Origin of the sequence: Streptomyces sp. NPDC058955 (assembly GCF_042741435.1) — a bacterium.
Lineage (GTDB): Bacteria > Actinomycetota > Actinomycetes > Streptomycetales > Streptomycetaceae > Streptomyces.
Genome location: NZ_JBHYKM010000040.1, coordinates 26,091 through 41,459, shown reverse-complemented (window position 1 = coordinate 41,459; position 15,369 = coordinate 26,091). Strand labels below are relative to the sequence as shown.

At 72.8% G+C, this 15,369-nt stretch carries 14 protein-coding genes and 2 pseudogenes; all 16 read right to left on the bottom strand.

Annotated elements, in window-relative coordinates:
• Positions 1-45: 45 nt before the first annotated feature.
• Positions 46-939 (bottom strand): annotated as a pseudogene (locus ACFW1I_RS17750) (DNA cytosine methyltransferase); the annotation flags it as partial.
• Between the two features lie 121 nt (positions 940-1,060).
• Positions 1,061-1,162: pseudogene (locus ACFW1I_RS17745) on the bottom strand (DNA methyltransferase); the annotation flags it as partial.
• A 73-nt stretch (positions 1,163-1,235) separates the two neighbouring features.
• On the bottom strand, positions 1,236-1,817 hold the full coding sequence (locus tag ACFW1I_RS17740) for a hypothetical protein (protein WP_384670626.1): 582 nt from the start codon (positions 1,815-1,817) through the stop codon (positions 1,236-1,238).
• A gap of 50 nt (positions 1,818-1,867) precedes the next feature.
• Positions 1,868-3,040, bottom strand: coding sequence for a DnaB-like helicase N-terminal domain-containing protein (locus tag ACFW1I_RS17735; protein WP_384670625.1), 1,173 nt, complete (start codon positions 3,038-3,040; stop codon positions 1,868-1,870).
• A complete protein-coding gene (locus ACFW1I_RS17730; protein WP_384670623.1) occupies positions 3,037-3,276 on the bottom strand; it encodes a hypothetical protein in 240 nt (79 codons plus the stop codon). Before ACFW1I_RS17730 ends, ACFW1I_RS17735 begins: the two co-directional genes overlap by 4 nt.
• The gene (locus ACFW1I_RS17725) at positions 3,273-5,060 is read right to left on the bottom strand and encodes a type IV secretory system conjugative DNA transfer family protein (RefSeq protein WP_384670621.1); all 1,788 of its coding nucleotides are present in this window, start codon (positions 5,058-5,060) and stop codon (positions 3,273-3,275) included. Before ACFW1I_RS17725 ends, ACFW1I_RS17730 begins: the two co-directional genes overlap by 4 nt.
• Before the next feature lie 494 nt (positions 5,061-5,554).
• Complete coding sequence (locus ACFW1I_RS17720; protein WP_384670620.1) at positions 5,555-6,298, bottom strand: hypothetical protein; 744 nt, start codon at positions 6,296-6,298, stop codon at positions 5,555-5,557.
• Positions 6,299-6,465: 167 nt separating this feature from the next.
• Positions 6,466-6,963 carry a hypothetical protein gene (locus ACFW1I_RS17715; protein ID WP_384670618.1) on the bottom strand — a complete coding sequence of 166 codons (498 nt, stop codon included), beginning with the start codon at positions 6,961-6,963 and terminating at the stop codon, positions 6,466-6,468.
• A 26-nt stretch (positions 6,964-6,989) separates the two neighbouring features.
• Positions 6,990-8,456, bottom strand: coding sequence for a hypothetical protein (locus tag ACFW1I_RS17710; protein WP_384670616.1), 1,467 nt, complete (start codon positions 8,454-8,456; stop codon positions 6,990-6,992).
• A 136-nt stretch (positions 8,457-8,592) separates the two neighbouring features.
• Positions 8,593-9,291 (bottom strand): hypothetical protein, encoded by a 699-nt coding sequence (locus ACFW1I_RS17705; RefSeq protein ID WP_384670615.1) that lies wholly within the window; start codon positions 9,289-9,291, stop codon positions 8,593-8,595.
• Between the two features lie 21 nt (positions 9,292-9,312).
• Positions 9,313-10,818 (bottom strand): ATP-binding protein, encoded by a 1,506-nt coding sequence (locus ACFW1I_RS17700; RefSeq protein WP_384670613.1) that lies wholly within the window; start codon positions 10,816-10,818, stop codon positions 9,313-9,315.
• Positions 10,819-10,847: 29 nt separating this feature from the next.
• Positions 10,848-11,300, bottom strand: coding sequence for a DUF6238 family protein (locus ACFW1I_RS17695; RefSeq protein WP_384670612.1), 453 nt, complete (start codon positions 11,298-11,300; stop codon positions 10,848-10,850).
• A gap of 36 nt (positions 11,301-11,336) precedes the next feature.
• Positions 11,337-12,809 carry an SCO6880 family protein gene (locus ACFW1I_RS17690; protein WP_384670610.1) on the bottom strand — a complete coding sequence of 491 codons (1,473 nt, stop codon included), beginning with the start codon at positions 12,807-12,809 and terminating at the stop codon, positions 11,337-11,339.
• 139 nt (positions 12,810-12,948) lie between these two features.
• Positions 12,949-14,343: an ATP-binding protein gene (locus ACFW1I_RS17685; RefSeq protein WP_384670608.1), complete on the bottom strand. Its 1,395-nt coding sequence runs from the start codon at positions 14,341-14,343 to the stop codon at positions 12,949-12,951.
• Between the two features lie 27 nt (positions 14,344-14,370).
• Entirely contained in the window at positions 14,371-15,060 is a 690-nt protein-coding gene (locus tag ACFW1I_RS17680; protein ID WP_384670607.1) for a hypothetical protein, read from the bottom strand.
• Positions 15,060-15,368, bottom strand: coding sequence for a DUF6112 family protein (locus ACFW1I_RS17675; protein WP_093549354.1), 309 nt, complete (start codon positions 15,366-15,368; stop codon positions 15,060-15,062). Before ACFW1I_RS17675 ends, ACFW1I_RS17680 begins: the two co-directional genes overlap by 1 nt.
• Position 15,369: the final 1 nt, after the last annotated feature.

Below are 15,369 nucleotides of genomic sequence, written 5' to 3'. Positions count from 1 at the left end.
AGAAACCGCGGTTTGACCCGGCCGGAAAAACCCGGTAGGAGAGCGCTACCCGGCCACGCAGCGTGGACAGCGCGGGAACGGTGGCGCGAGCAACTGCAGAGCCCGAGAAGCTTGTTGGGGGACGACGCCGTTGCCGAGGGCGGTGAGCTGCGCAGGTCGGCCGAGACCCGGGGTGGCGGTGACCCAGCCGGCGTCGAGGCCCTGCATCCACTCGACGAAGTCGGCGCGCAGCCGACCGGCCGTGTCGGTGGGCGCCGGCGCGGGGCGGGTGAGCCTCTCCCATCGGGTGATGGCGGCGGCGTACGGTCCCCACTGCCCGTCTCCGCCCCGGCTTCCGGTCCCGTCTCCGCCCACAGCGGCAGGGCCGTCGCCGGCAGGGGAGGGTGCCGATCCCTGCCCGAGCGGGTGCTCGCGTTTCCGGTCCGCCGGGCGGGGGAGAGCGAGGCCGCCGCACTGGGCAGGGTCATGTCCCCGTTGCCGTGCCGCTGGTTGGGCGAGCCCTTGATGCCGTCCGTCGCCTTCGGGGTTGGCAGGAGCCACTCGACCTCGTCGGCCAGGTTCGGCCCGTGGCCCCCGCTCTTCCTCTTGGCCGGGTGCTGCGAGCCGCCGTTCTTCCCGATGTTGCTGGTCGGCGTCTTGAGCAGGGTCTCCGGCGGGCCAGGCCGCCAGGAAGGTCCGCTCGCGACGGTGCGGGGCTCCGACGTCGGAGGCGCGAAGCACGAGCCATCGCGCGTCGTACCGGAGGTCGGCCAGGGATCCGAGTACGGCACCGAGTGCCCGCAGAGGAGGCTGACCTGCGGTGTCTCCCAGACACCACGGGCAGGGTTCCACGTCGCCAGGGGAGCCGGCGGGGGAGGTGAGGAGGCCGCGCACATTCTCGATCACTACCAGGCAGGGTCGGAGGGCTTCGACCGCACGGGCGACGTGCAGCCACAGCCCCGAGCGGGTGTGGGAGTTGAGTCCGGCCCGGCGGCCGGCGACCGAGACGTCTTTGACAGGGGAAGCCGGCCGTCAGGACGCACACCCGGGGGACGGCGGACCAGTCGACGGTCGTGATGTCGCCCAGGTTGGGGACGCCGGGCCAGTGGCGGGCCAGAATGCGCGAGGCGTTCGGATCGACCTCCGCGTGCCAGGCCAGGGTGCCGCCGAGAGCGGCCTGCACCCCCAGGTCGAGGCCGCCGTACCCGGAGCAGAGCGACCCGACCAGCGGAGGACGGGAGACGGTGATGGCCACGTCACCGACCTCGTGTCATCCGGTTTTGAGGTCCCGCCGCCGAGACGGCAGCGGGAGGAAGGGAGCGAGGAGGAGACGCCGCTGCCACGGACCGGAGGAGAGCAGCCTGGGTGCGCAGGGACGGGAGGGAGACCGTCGCCGCCGCGACGCGCAGGGACTCGGCGGTCTCACGCAGAGACCCCCTCGCGATGCCGAGTGCGCTGTCGAGGAGCGGCCTTTCCGCCGCGCGCCTGTCCTTGGCTCCGAGCGGGCCGTGAAGGTGCTCTTCCTGGTCCAGGACGGAGAGCCGGAGGGCTACGGCACCGAGAGCGGACGCCGCTTCGCACGCGGGCCGGATGGCGGCGGCGAAGCCCACGGTGGCAGGGACGGAGCGTCCTTCGAGGCCGTGCTCGGCGGACCGCAGGAGCACCTCGTCGGCCAGGTCGGTGATCAGCGCGCTGAGTTCCGTGAGGCGGCGGGCGATGGTGACGGCGTCGGGTGAGGGGTGATGGGGGTCGGTGGACGGGAGGTTGTCTCGCAGGGCGTCGAAGCCCAGTGCTGAGGCACGGAGGGCCAATGCGTCGGAGACGGAGGTGTCGGTCAAGGCGAACTCCGGAGAGGAAGACGTGAGGGAGGACCGGTACAGGGGTGGAGTCAGCGGTGGCTGCGAGAGGGCGTCCGACCGGTGTGCGGTGGGGAGCTGGGACCCGCCCGAGGCAGGGGCGATGGCGTCTCGCGTGTGGTGCTGCGGTTGAGAGCCGCGTGCACCCTCGCCGGTGGCGGCCCGTCCGGAGAAGACGTAGGGGCCGGTGCCGGATAGGCCGTCCGGCCGTGCGCGGTCTGCCAGCGGGCGCGGACCTCGTCGAGCGGACCGAGCGCGTGCAGGGCGTGGTTGATCAGCCGCCCCGGAGCCAGGGCCTCGTCCTCGGCCAGCGCACGGACGGCGCGTGCGGAGACGGCGGCGGCCCGGGTGAGCGAGGAGCGCATTACCTGCTGGCCGAGCCATTCGGCGTTGCCGGCCCCCACGCCGTCGCAGATGAGGGCGAACCGGTCCTTCGACAGCGTGCCGTCGGCCAGCAGGCCGCGCCGCTGGGCCTCCCACAGCAGGGTGATCCGGTCGAGGGGCTCACCCCGGTGGTGCAGCGCCCCGAGGCACCGGTAGAGCTGTCCGTGGACCGGGTCGGCGAAGTCCCCCGGCCGCAGCCAGTCGACCACCTCGCCCATCGCGCCCGGCCGCTCGACGAGGAGGGCCAGGAGGAACACCTCGTCCTCGGCCACCTGATCGGCCTGCGCCGACGGAACGGCGGACGGGGTGACGGCTGGCGGAACGGCGGGCGCGACCGGTCGCGGTTCGGTGCCCCACCGCCGGGCGAGATCCGTGAGCACCCCCGCCAGGACGTCCGCGTAGTGCAGCGTCCCCTCGACCTCGTCGCGCAGCGCACCCGTGCGCGCCTCCTGGTGAAGCCGGATCGCATGCTCGGTGACGGTGCGATGGATCGCCCCTTCCAGCACCATGCGGCCGTACACCGGAGCGTGCCCGGGACGCGGACAGGCCGAGATCAGGACATGGGCGTACGAGGCGGTCAGCCCCCGTACGTGGAGGCCGGCCTCGGCCACCGCATCGGTCACCCACGACAGCGGCACCGGCCGTTCGCCCTCGGCCGCGGGGTGGCCGTCGCCCCGGAGCTTGCGCAGCGCGCCGAACAGGGCCTGGTGGACCGGCCGGTAGAAGTGATCCGGCGCGAGCCACTCCAGGTCCGCGAGCTGCCCCGGGTCGAGCAGTACCGCGCCGAGGAGGGCCTGCTCGGCGTCCATCAGCGGGTTCACCGCCGGCCTCCCGTACGGGGGACGGACGTGGCGGACGGCTCATCCGGTCGGGCACGCAGAGCGGCGACCGTCCGGTCGGCGGCGGACAGCGCCTCGGCGAAGCCGTTCAGCACGGTGATGAACGCGGGGTCGGAGAGCGGAACCGACCCGGCATCACCGACCAGCCACCACCGGCCTGCGCGCAGGACGGCCGGCGACTGCGCCAGCTGCGCGGAGGACGGCGTGGGCGCGTTCATGCCGACAGCCCGAAGTCGTCGTGGCCGGTGGTCTTCGCCAGGGCCCGCTCGGTGATGGCCTTCGTGGCGCGGGCGGAGGCAGGTCCGACCATCTTGGCGGAGGGTTCCTTGTACCAGGGCCGGATGTTGAGCATGGTGATCCGCAGTCCGGTGGCCAGGAGCAGCACCTTGCCCTTGGGTAGGGCACGGATGGCGTCGGGCGGAAGGATCCGCTCGGTGCGCATGCTGACCGAGGTGGACTTGCTGCCCTCGCTCGTGGAGACCGAGACGGTCTGGACGTCGTGTTCGCCGACCTGTCGGCTGAGGCGGTCGGCGAAGTCGGCGTCGTCGATGCCCGATCCGACGATCTTGACGGTGGCGGCGGACCAGAGGGCGTCCATCCCGGCCTCGCCCCAGCAGCGCTGGCCCTGCCGGTAGGACTGCAGGATCGTCATCGGGATGACGCCCCGGCTGCCCAGGTGGGAGTACAGGTCCGGGAGGTCGCTGATGCGGCAGACGTTGGCGGCCTCGTCGAGGACGCACAGGGCGGGCGGGTCGAGCCGTCCGCCGGAGCGCTCGGCGACGATCACGGCCGCGCGCATCACGGCGTCGGCCGCCGCCGCGATGATCGCGGACGCGCTGCCGCCGCCGTCCTTGCTCAGCAGGTACAGCGTGTCGCGGGAGGTGGCGAAGACGAGGGGCTTGAACTCGGGGAGGTCCTCGTTCGGGGTGACCCAGGCGGCGACGTCCGGGTCGAGCAGGCAGCTCGCGTACTGCCTCGCCGTCTCGTAGATGCCGTCGCGGGTTTCGGTCGCGCCGGAGACGGTGCCCTGGAGCTGGGCGGCGACCGCGTCGTGGCCGGCGTCGGTGAGCAGGTCGACCGGGGTCCGGTCGGCGGGGGAGGCGAGCCAGGCCAGCACGTCGGTGATCGGCCGCCGGTGGCTTGCGGCGGCGAGGAACAGGGCGCCGAGCGTGTTGGAGGCGGCGGTGGACCAGAAGTCGGAGCCGCTCGACTCGTCCACGCTCGCCGCGACGAAGTGCCCGGCCAGCCGCTTCGCCCCGGCCAGGTCGCGGGCGTCGGCCAGGATGTCCCACCACATCTCGCGCGGATGGTGGGCGATTTGCTGGGGGTCGAGGGTCCAGACCGTGCCGACCTCGGCGCGGGCGTCCACCGTCGCGGTGAACGCGTCGTTCGCGGCCTTGTTACTGGTGAGCAGGACCGGGCCGGGGGCTGCGAGGATCGCGGGAATCGCCAGGCCGGACGTCTTGCCGGAACGCGGGGCCATGATCGCGACGATCACGTCCTCCCACGAGGCCCGGACCTCGGCACGGCCCGGGTCGAGGGTGCCGAGCAGGATGCCGCGGTCGGCGGGAGCGACCTCCTTGTCGTCCCGGTCGCCGAGGGACGGGCGCAGGCTCTTGGCCTTGGCGGTGATCTCCTTGTCAAGCAGCGGCGCCAGATCGCTCTTGCGGGCGAGACCAGTCCTGGAACCGGCGCGTCGGCGCAGCCAGAGCACCAGGCCGGTGGTGAGCAGGGCCAGGGTGAGCAGGGCGGGAACGACGCGGGCGCCGGTCAGCAGCGCGGTGGTGCTCAGGGCCGGCCACAGCATCTCCGGGTGGAGCAGGGCGTCGATGGCGCGGAACGGGGCCCACGGGCCGCTTCCGACGAGGACGTTGGTGATGTTGCCGGTCAGCCAGGCGAGGGAGCCGAAGGCCATGGCGGCGCCGAGGACGCCGAACAGGAGGTAGAGGAGCGCGTCGGAGCCGGTGGTCGTCGACGGCGCGCTGGTGCGCGGGGAAGGCACGGGCGGTTCCTTGGGGTTGCGAGCGGGCGGGGGCGGGGCGCGCTCGGCTCTCGTGCTCAAGGGGCTACTCCATACGGGTTGAGCAGGAACGTTGCAGCGGGAGCTAGGGGAGGGTGCGGCCCGCGGATGGAGGAGGTGTGGTGGGCGGCGGGGTGCTGGTGCCGGGACGGGCCTTGGCCGCGATTGGTGAGGTCTGGCGGGCGGCGGTCTGACGCCGGGCGTCGGTGTCGACGGTCTCGCCGACGTAGCGGGGTCGCCCGCCAGCGGCAGCACGACCCGCTCGCCGACCTCGCGGAACCAGGTCATCCGGTACAGCCACGGATACGCCAGCCCCGGGACGGCCTCCGGACTTCGAGCGGAAAGGACTCCGCTGGCCGGGGGACAGAGGATCTCGATCGCGTAGGTGGCCGTCGCGCTGGCCAGGGCGTCGGCCGCCCGCATGAGGTACGTGCGCGACAGGCCGGTGGAGGACTCGGTGGAGGAAGGCGCCCCGGTCACCGCCGGGGGCCCGAGAGGTGCGACGGACGGACGGACGGGCGGGGTTCCGCGACATCGTTACCGAAGGCCACGGTGGCGACGTCGGCCTTGGCCACCACGGGCGAGACGGCCAGCACCGCACTCCGGGAGGCAGACGGGTTCGAGGAGCGCGTCGCCGACTCGGCCTCGGACCGGGACGGACCGCCGACACGACGCAGATCGTCCTCCGAGTCGACGAGCTCCGACTGTGCCGAGACGACGAAGTCCGCCGCGAAACCGAACCGGTCGGCCAGCCGGTACGCCTCGTCGTCGAGGTCGTTGATGTGCTCGCCGGCGGCCTCCAGCGCTTCCCGGATGCGCTCCAGGGCTCCGTGCTCGGGGTGGAGGAGCTGGTCGACGGCTCGCCGAAGGCCCTCACCGTTCTCGGCCGACCTGATCTCGTCGGTGATCTGGAGAAGCGCGGCGCCAGCGGCGTAGGGCCCAAGGGGGTTCGCCGGGGGGCTCATCCGGGCCTTGTCCAGGGAGGGAGCGAGATCGACGCCGTAGCGGGCGGCGCGGAGCATGTCGGCGGCGTGGCTGGCGATGGCGACCTGGTCGGCGACCGGCATGGTGGTGGGAAGCCGGTGGCGCCGACCGTGCCAGTCCTGGATCTGCTGGAAGCCGGCGTGCTTGAGGAGCATCGCGGACAGGTCGTCGGAGGCACCCCTGGCCACGACGCTGCCGCTGAACTCGGAGGAGATGGTGATCGAAGGGGTGGGCACACGGGCTCCTGGGCGTGGGGAATCGGATCGACAGGGGAGAGGATCCGCAGAATCCGTGACTTGGCCCGGCCGAGGATCGCTGATAGAGACCGCGAGCCGCACCGGGGCCTCCCTTGGGCGACGGGAAGCGAGAGACCGGTGCCCCGTCGCAGCGGGGCCCCGGACGGCTAGAAGTAAGGGTTCTCGGTGGGGCGGTCGGCGTCGGTGGCAGCCTGGATTAGCTCGGGGAGGTCTTCGGGCTCGAAGGAGCGCTGGTCGATCCACCAGCCGGCGCGGGTGATCGTGCGTGCGGACTCCTCGATGGCCTCCCAGCAGACCTCGCTGGTGTCGCCTTCGACGACCAGGGCGGTGTAGGCGGCGGCCAGGATCTGGTGACGGCAGCGCACACCCCAGGAGACGGCCCGCTCGGTTCCCTCCAGTGGAGGCATCCGGTACTGCTGCGACCAGGCTTCGGACGCGGCATGCTCCTCAGCCCGCTTGGTCTCCAACCAGGCGCGTGGTCGGGGTGCGGGGCGCTCGGGGGCCGCCCGCGGGGCGCGGGTGCACGCCGGTGGGGCACGCCCCCGGGCGCCGCCCGCGCGCCGGGCGGCCGCCCCCCCGGACAGGTCTTGGTCGGAGTGATGGCCGCAGGAGTGATCGATCGGCCAGATGGTCTTCACAGCCATGGGGCATATTCCTTAGGGGAGTTGGGTCAGCGGTTGCGGGAGAAGGCGATGCGCGGATCGACAGGTTGGGCCGCCGTGACGGGGATGGCGGGGGCGGCCACTGGTCGCTTGCCCGGGAGGCCGGCGACGGCTGGGCTGGAGGCGAGCGCGGCGGCGCTGATTGGAGAACGGTGGGCGCCGGCACGCTGGTCGCGGTCGCGGTCGCGGTCGCGGTCTGGGGACGGGTGCGGCGCGGCTGCGCGACGGTTCGCGACCTCCTGGGCGAGGCGAGGGTGCACCGCGACCCGGACATCCGAGCGGTACAGATCCAGCGTGGCGTCGGCGACCTTCCCCAGGGCCTCGTTCCGGCCGGTGGAGGCGGACAGCGTGTAGATGTCCAGGCGGGGGTCGTGCCGCCAGCCGTGGTCGAGGAGGGCGAGTCCGGTGATTCCGGAGGCGCGATCGTCGAGGGCCGCGACGATGCCGAGCTGCGGATGCTCGGCGAAGGCGACCTCGGGCTCGCCGAGCGGGACTCGGCTCGGGGCAGGGCCCGCGCCGGGTGCGAGGGAGGGCTCGAACACGGCGTCCGCATCGACCCTGAAGCCGGCGTTGCGCAGCAGCTCGACGGCCCGGGTTGCGCGGACCTGCCCGTCACGCTGCTGGTCGGTCAGGGCGTACAGGGTGGGCTCGCCCGGGACGGGGCGGAAGTCGAGCCGTTCCAGCATCCAGGTGCCGGCGGGGAGGTTCTTGGGGTTCGCGGCGACGATGCCGTAATCGGGGTGGCGGCCGACGGTGACGTCGGCGAGCAGATCTTCGGCGGAGTTGGGCAACACGGCTGATCCATCCGGTGCGGGCTCGATGACGGGAGAGAGCGAGGGTCGGAACGGTTCTGTTGGTGCGAGGCATACGGCGTGCTCCGAGACGGGAAGAGGTCGGCGACCAGGGGCGGTGGACGAGCGCGAGGGAGTCAGCGCGGCGCGAGGGGGTGATTCCGCCGCCAGAGGTGTGCGGACCGTGCGCGATCCGGCCGACGGGGACGGCGAGAGAGCGGCGCTCACCCTGGGTGGAACGGGGTCGGCGGCGTGCTCCTGTGAGGAGCGGTACTGCTCGCGGCGTGGCGGTACGCCGAGCTGGTCCAGGCGCGTGTCGACGGCGGCGAGCAGGCTTGAGACGCTGCCGCCGTGCCGGGCGTCCGGACCGTCGGGCTCGGAGTCGTAGATCACCTCGTACACCGGGGGTCCGGCCTCCCGGTGGCGGACCACCGTCCAGCTCTCGGGGAAGTCGGGGTTCTCGGACGGCGGTTCCTGCGGCGGTGAGATGATCATCGAACTGCCGTCGGGGAGGGTGACGTCGACGACGTAGTCGCTCAGGCCGTACTCGACGGTGACCTCCAGGCCCCGTCGGCGGAGGGGGCCGGTGAGGTAGCCGTACCCACGATCCTGCTTCGGATCCGCGTCGACGAGGGGCGAGAAGGACGCGGTCCGTGCGGTGACCAGGGGGTGGTCTGGGTTCATGGGTCTTCTCCGTGGTGAGACGTCCCGGCGGCCGACGCCGCGGTGAGCGCAGACCGGACCGCGTGGGGCGGGCGGTGGTCCACGAGGATCTGGTGATCGGGCGGTTTGGTCCGGCCGGGACTTGGTGCTACGGGTGTCAGCGGGAGCGGCCTGGAACCGGTGTGCCGGGTGCCGGCGGCGCTGGGGGAGAGGCGGGCGGGGTTCCGCGAATTCCGGATGCGGAGCGGGCGAGAGCCGCACGCGCCCGCGTCGTGTGCGCGGAGTGCTCGGCGTCCGCCCGGCGGGACAGGTGGTCGGCGGCCCGGACGAGGGCGGGGCCGCGGATGGCCAGTTCGTCGGCGTAGTGCCAGCCGTCGGCGTTCCGTTCCTCCTTCGCCCGGTTTTCGTAGAGCTTCCGGGAGCCGGGCATGGAGGCGTCCATGAGGGCCAGGATCTGGTCCCACTCGTGCTGGAGCTGCCCTGCGTGTTCCAGGGTGGCGTCGATGCCGCGCAGCCAGCGGAGGTCTTCGCTGATGGGCCCCTCGGCGTAGTCGGCGCTCCGGGCGGTCGTGCGGACGCCGGCCAGGACCTCGGGGCCGTGGTCGAGGAAGACCTCGACGTGCTGCCACGCCTCGGCGTCGCGTTTCACTTTCCCGTCCTCGTACCCGTCGTCGTCGACGGGCCAGCCGTCGGTGTCGCAGAAGGAGTCCGAGACCGAGTCCCAGGCGTCGGACGCCTGCCGGATCCCGGCGACGGCAGCAGCCAGCGCCGGGATGTGCCTCCGCCACGCCAGGTCCACACTGGCCGCCGCCGGCTGGTTCTCGGCAGGGGCGGGAGAGCTGGGGGAAACGGACATGATCGTTCCTCCGGCCATGGTCTAGGCCGACATTCGGGCGTCGGTGTCGAAGAGTTCGCGTTCGGCCGGGTGGAGGATGTGCTGCGTGATGAAGGACCGGCCCGCGACCTTCCACAGGCCCCGGCCCTTGGTGAGGGCGGACACCGCCTGGGTCTCGACTCCGGTCAGGCCGAGCAGGGACGCGGCGGCGTCGAGTTGGTCGGGCTCCTGCCGGTAGATGATGCGTGTGGAGCAGTCGGCGAGGAGGCCCTCGGCCAGGACCCGGCCGCGCGAGCCGGCGTCGCCCGCCGAGAGCAGGTCGCTGAGACGGTGGATGACCATCAGGTTCGCGATGCCGAGACCACGGCTCAGCTTCCACTGGGACTGCATCCGCTCCAGCAGGCCGACGTGGCGCATCACCCGCCACGCTTCGTCGTAGATCACCCAGCGCCGGCCGCCGGCGGGGTCGGCGAGGGCGGACTCCATCCACGCGCTCGCGCACGTCATGGCGAGGACCAGTGCGGTGTCGTCGCCGGCGCCGCCGAGGCGGGAGAGGTCGATGGACAGCATCGGCGCGGTCGGGTCGAACGCCACGGTGCTCGGGGCGTCGAACATGCCGCTCAGGTCGCCGTGCACCAGGCGGCGCAGGGCGTGTGCGAGGTCCTGGGCGGCCGTCCCCAGGTGCCCGGAGGAGTTGCCGAGGGCCTGGTCGAGGCGGTCGGGGGAGCCGAGGACGTGCGCGATCTCGCCGAGCCGCGGCACCGTGCCGCGGGCGGCGGCCTCGGCGACGACCAGGTCGAGGGTGAGGTCCAGGGCGGTGTGTTCCATCGGCAGCAGATCGCGCTTGAGGACGGTGCGCGCCAGGCCGGCCAGGAGCAGCAGACGGCGCTTTCGGACCTCGCTCGCCCAGTCGTCCTCGCTGACGGAGACGGGCCGGGCCGGTGCGTCCAGCGGGTTCAGCCGTCCCGGGAGGCCGGGGCCGAGCGCGATGCTGTAGCCGCCGAGGGCCTGCGCGACGCCGGTCCACTCGCCCTTCGGGTCGCAGGGAATGTAGATCCGGTAGCCGTGGGCGATCGACCGGGTGGCGATGGACTTCGCCAGCGCGGACTTGCCCATGCCGATGATCCCCGCGAGGACGGCGTTGGGGTTGGTGAAGCCCTCGATCCGGCCGCTGCCGTACAGCGAGAAGGGATCGAAGCAGAAGGCGGCCTCGGCGTGGACGTCACGGCCGATGAAGACGCCCTCCGCCCCCAGACCCCCCTCGGCGACGAAGGGATAGGCGCCGGAGGCGGTGGCGGTGGTCATCCGGTGGGCGGGCAGCCGGAGCTTGCCGCCTCGGGCCGAAGCCGGTCCGGGCCGCCCGGCTGGCGGGTAGACCGGCCGCAGCTCCGGATCGGCGGTCTCCTGAGCACGGTGCCTCGGTCGCGCTTCGGCGCGGCGGGCCTGCCGGTGGGCGTCGGCGAAACCGGCGCGGGCGGCCCTGCGCTCGGTGCGCGATGCCTTGCGAGGCACGAACAGGTGGGAGGCGCTGGCGCGGGTACGGGGCATGAACGTTTATCCAGGTAGGGAGGAGTGGGTCAGCGGCGGGTAAGGCCGGTGAACGGGGAGTGCAGATGGGCCGGGGTCGTCCGGCGGCGGACCAGGCGCGCGGTGCGCTGATGGCGCTGGCAGACGGTCAGCTCCGGCGCCCCTTCGGGCAGGCCGGCCAGGCACGCCTCGCGCTCGGGCACCTCGCCGGAGTCCGGGCGAGGAGCTGAGTGGTAGGCGGTGTGCAGGTGCTCGGCCGCCTGCCAGATCCGGGTACGGGCGGCACGCAGGTAGTCGCCCTCCGCCGGGAGGAGCCGGCCGACACGTACGGCGTGGGCGTCGAGCAGCCCGTGCAGCGAGACGAGATGGGAGTGAAGGGCATCCAGCTCGGCGCGGGTGGTGACGAGGGGACCGCCGGGGAGGTTGAGCGCGCGGTGGAAGTCGAGCGCGGCGGTGGCGAAGGGAACGAAGTCCTGCGCGGTCGTGCTGGGAGTGCGGGACACGGGAGTGCTCTTTCAGCGATGCGGGGAGTGCCGGGGCTACGCGGCAAGCGCGAGCGGCAGGGCGGCGGCGGTGAACGCCTCGGCCTGCTGCCAGGTCAGCGGCCGGAGGTCGAGTTGGGCGCCGACGGCGGCGGTCTCCACGACCGTGCACGCGGTGCGCAGTTCCTCCTCGGAGTCGGCCGAGACGGTCAGCAGACCGGTCAGGGCGACGTCCGCGTGGCCGGCGATGAGCTGCCGCTCGCGGGACTTGATGTCCTGGTACTCGATCGAGTCCGCCTCGGAGTCGACCTGGCCGCGCCGGGCCCGCTCGGCGGCATCGGCGATCACGCTGGCCTTCTTGCGCTGGACGTCTCGCAGGGCGGCGTCCAGGCCCTTCGGCTCGTAGGACAGCGACAGCGTGCGCCGGACGCCCCCGGTGAACAGGAGCTGGTGCAGGAAGCCGGCCGAGGTTTCGGTCCTGGGCCAGTTCTCCACCCAGTAGGTGGCGTGGACGGCGGAGTCGGTCGCGATGTGGTCCGCCTTCTCGACGACCACCACCGGACCGGCAGCGGCAGGCTCGGCCTCGGGGCGGCCGGTGGCCGACCAGCGGTCCAGGGATGCGAGGGCCTTGGGGTCGTAGGCAGTGCGGACGACGGCGGCGATCTCGCGGGCGGTCAGCCAGCCGGTCGGGTTGAGGCCGGCGGTGCGCGCGGCCTGCTCGAAGGTCGAGGTCAGCTGTGCCAGGACATTGAAGGCCCCGGTCAGGCCGCCGCCGGCCTGGTTGATCAGCCGGCGTGCCGCCTTGGTGTCCAGCGACAGCGCGACGTACGCCTCGTGTGGGGCGGCGGCCGGACCGGCGCTCTGGATCAGCTCGTTGTAGATCGCTCCGGCCACCGGGGTGTCGGGGCGGCCGTGCTCCTCCCAGTAGCGGCGAAGGCTGTCGCCGGAGTCCGGGACGGTGCGCTCGATCACCTGGATGCGGGCGATCTGCCCGGTCCGGGCGAGCGCGGCCAGGGCCCGTCCCCAGCCGGAGACATTGGCGTGCTGGGTGCCCGGGTCGAGCAGGGCGTAGGCGCGGGAGGAGACCTTGACCACGGCGGTCAGCGTGCCGTTGTGCGGGTCGTGGACCGCGCCGTACCGGCCGTCCGGGGCGGTGGCCACGCGCAGGCTGGCGGCGGTGCCGGGCAGGTGGAGCAGTCCCTCGCGGGTCGGCCGGCGCGAGGGGCGGGTGAGCCAGAGGAGCTGGCCGCGCATCCGGCGCAGTGCGTACCGGACGACGATCGGGGTCCAGTCGGCCAGGGCGCGGCCCCGGTGGCGGACGAAGACGAACAGGGCGATGACGGCCCACAGGGGGATGAGCGCGAGGGCCCCGACCACGCCGCGGGCGAGGATCACGGCGAGCAGGAGAAGGCCGGTGAGTCCGGCGGCGAGGAGCTGCGGGGCGGTCAGGCCGAGCAGGACGCCGCGCCTGCTGCGGTGGGGAAACTTCACGGTGGCCGAGGGGACTTCGGCGTGGTGCTTGCCGGACATGCTGATTCCAGACGGTGAGAGCGGGCGGAAGAGGACGGGGTGTGCGGCGTCTTCTGGAGGTCATGGCAGAGCCTTCCTGGTGGTCGGGCGGGGTGGGAGCGGGCTGCGGAGGGGCAGCCCGCCCCCGGGGTGCGGTGGGTCAGGAGCCCTCGGGTGGCTGGGTGGGGAACACCCAGGTCGTCGGCGTCGGTGTAGGTGTCGGCGAGCCGGTGGCTGCCGCCGAGGGCCCGGCGGGCGGCGTGGTGCCGAGGTGGCTCACGCCGCTGCCCGGAGCCGACGTGCTGGTGGGACGACCGGAGCTGCCGCTGACGACCTGGGCACCCGGCTGGGAACCTTCCGCTTCCTCTTCGCCGGGTCGGGTGATGAGCGGCGGGATGCCGGGGCGCTGGATCAGGGCCCGGCCCTTGTCGCCGGTCGCGTTCGGGGCCTCGCCGTAGCGGAAGAGTGTCTGCGGCTTGGGCGGGCCGGCGTCGATGCCCTCCTTGCTGAGGGTGCCGCCGGCAGGATTGATGCCGGAGGCGACACCGTCGGCGCCCGCGCCGGGAACCTGGCTCGGCCCCTGCGGAGCGGGGGTTCCGGTCCCGACCCGCATCGCCAGGCTGCCGGCGGTCTTCGCCGCCCCGGCGGCGACGGCCATGCCCGCGACGCCGGTGCGGTGCAGGTCGTCGTGGCCACCGCCGTCGCTCGCCCAGTGGACGAACTTGTACGTCGCGTACGGGCAGAGCAGCACCAGGACCATGACGACGATGCCGGCCATCGCGTCCGACAGGGCGGACAGGCCGTCGTTGGCGTCGCTCTTGCCCATGGCGGAGACGCCGATCAGGAAGACGATGGTCATCAGGAGTTTCGAGACGATCAGGGTGGCGGTGGCCTCGATCCAGCCCCGGCGCCAGCGCTTGGCGACCTCCCAGCCGCCGCCCGCGCCGGCGAACACGGCGAGGGCGACCATGATCAGGACGCCGACCTTCCGGGCGACCATGACGCCCCAGTACAGGAAGGCGCCGATCGCACACCCGAAGGCGACCAGGGCGGGAACGCCCCAGCCCAGGCCGTACATCGCACCGAGTTGGTTGATCTTCACGACGCGGCGGATCGCGTCGTCGACCGAGGTGTTGGCGGCTTGGAACAGTCCGTCGGACAGGGCGTCGACCACGGTGATGGCGACGGTGGTGAAGGCGATGGCGGAGAAGCTGAACAGGACGCCGGTCATGGTGCCGAACGCGGCCTGGGCCAGGGCCCGCTCGTCGCGCCGCCAGGCCGCGAACATGAGCTGAATGCAGAAGATGCCGACGGTCAGCGCGAGCCCGATGGGCAGCAGAAGCTGGTAGTTGTCCCGGAACCAGCCGGCGTTGAGGTCGATGGCGGTCGTCTCGTTGACGGCCTTGGCGGCGAGGTCCGCCGCGCTGGCCGCCAGCTCTCCTGCCGACTTCGCGATCCACGCGCCGATGCCGTCGGTGACGGCCCCGGCTGGGTTGGTGACGAAGTCGACGGCGGTGCACACCTTGTCCATCATCGGAAGGCCGCAGACGTCCATGGGGGTACCTCCTTTCGTGAACGGGACTCAGGGCGCGACGGACGGCATGACGCCGGCCAGGGTGCAGGGCTGGTTGGGGCGGCACTGGACCGCGAGGGTGGTGGAGCGGCTCTCCGCGCCGCCGGCGGGCGAGCCCTTCCAGGCGATCGTCTGCTTGCCCGAGACCGTGACGGCGTAGATGTACGCCTGGGTGATCGCGCCGGGGTTCTCCTGAAGGGCCCGGGTGAAGGCGTTCGGGAAGTGCCCTTCGTTCACGGTGGCCGTGGCGAACTGGCCGTTGGCGGCCATCTCCTTCCACAGCACCGCCGAGGGGATACCCCGGGCGACGGAGGCCGCGTCGGCGTACTTGGCCTCCGGGGTCAGCCACGCGTGCAGAGCGCGCCGCAGTTCGGCCTGCGGGTACGCCCGGGTGTCGTACGACCACAGCGCCGCTGCGGCCGCCTTCCCGAAGGCGATCGGGTCGGTGGTCCTCGGAGGAACCGGCAGGGCGCGGGGACGGGTGATCACCGTGGGCGGCCCGGACGGCGTGACGGCCGAGGAGGAAGCCGGCGGCGAACTCGGACGCGGGACAGGGGCCTTGGCGGGTGCCCTGCTGTCGCGGGTGAGGTAGGCGGCCAGGCTGGCGAGGGCGAGGAGCACTGCCAGGACGACGGTGCCGAGCAGCGCCCGGCGGCGCACGCGAGATGCGCCGCCGGGGTTGGACGAGTGGGAAGACATCAGCGGACCTGCGTCCCCAGCGTGCTGAAGAACGCCACCACGCCGTTCGCGGCGCCGAGCAGGAGGGCCGCGCCGGCGGACACCAGGACGCCCTTCTTGCCGTTGGCCTCGGCCTGGTGGCCGCCGGAGTGGTGGCCCCAGGCCCACACTCCCGCGCTGACGGCGAGGGCACCGACCACGGCGATGAGCCCGAAGAGGTTGATGGAGCCCATCACCTGCTTGAGGACGTTCAGGCCCGGCAGGCCGCCCTCGTTCGGCTTGATCCCGGGGTCGTAGGCGAGCTGTATGACCTGTTCGGCGAGATACATG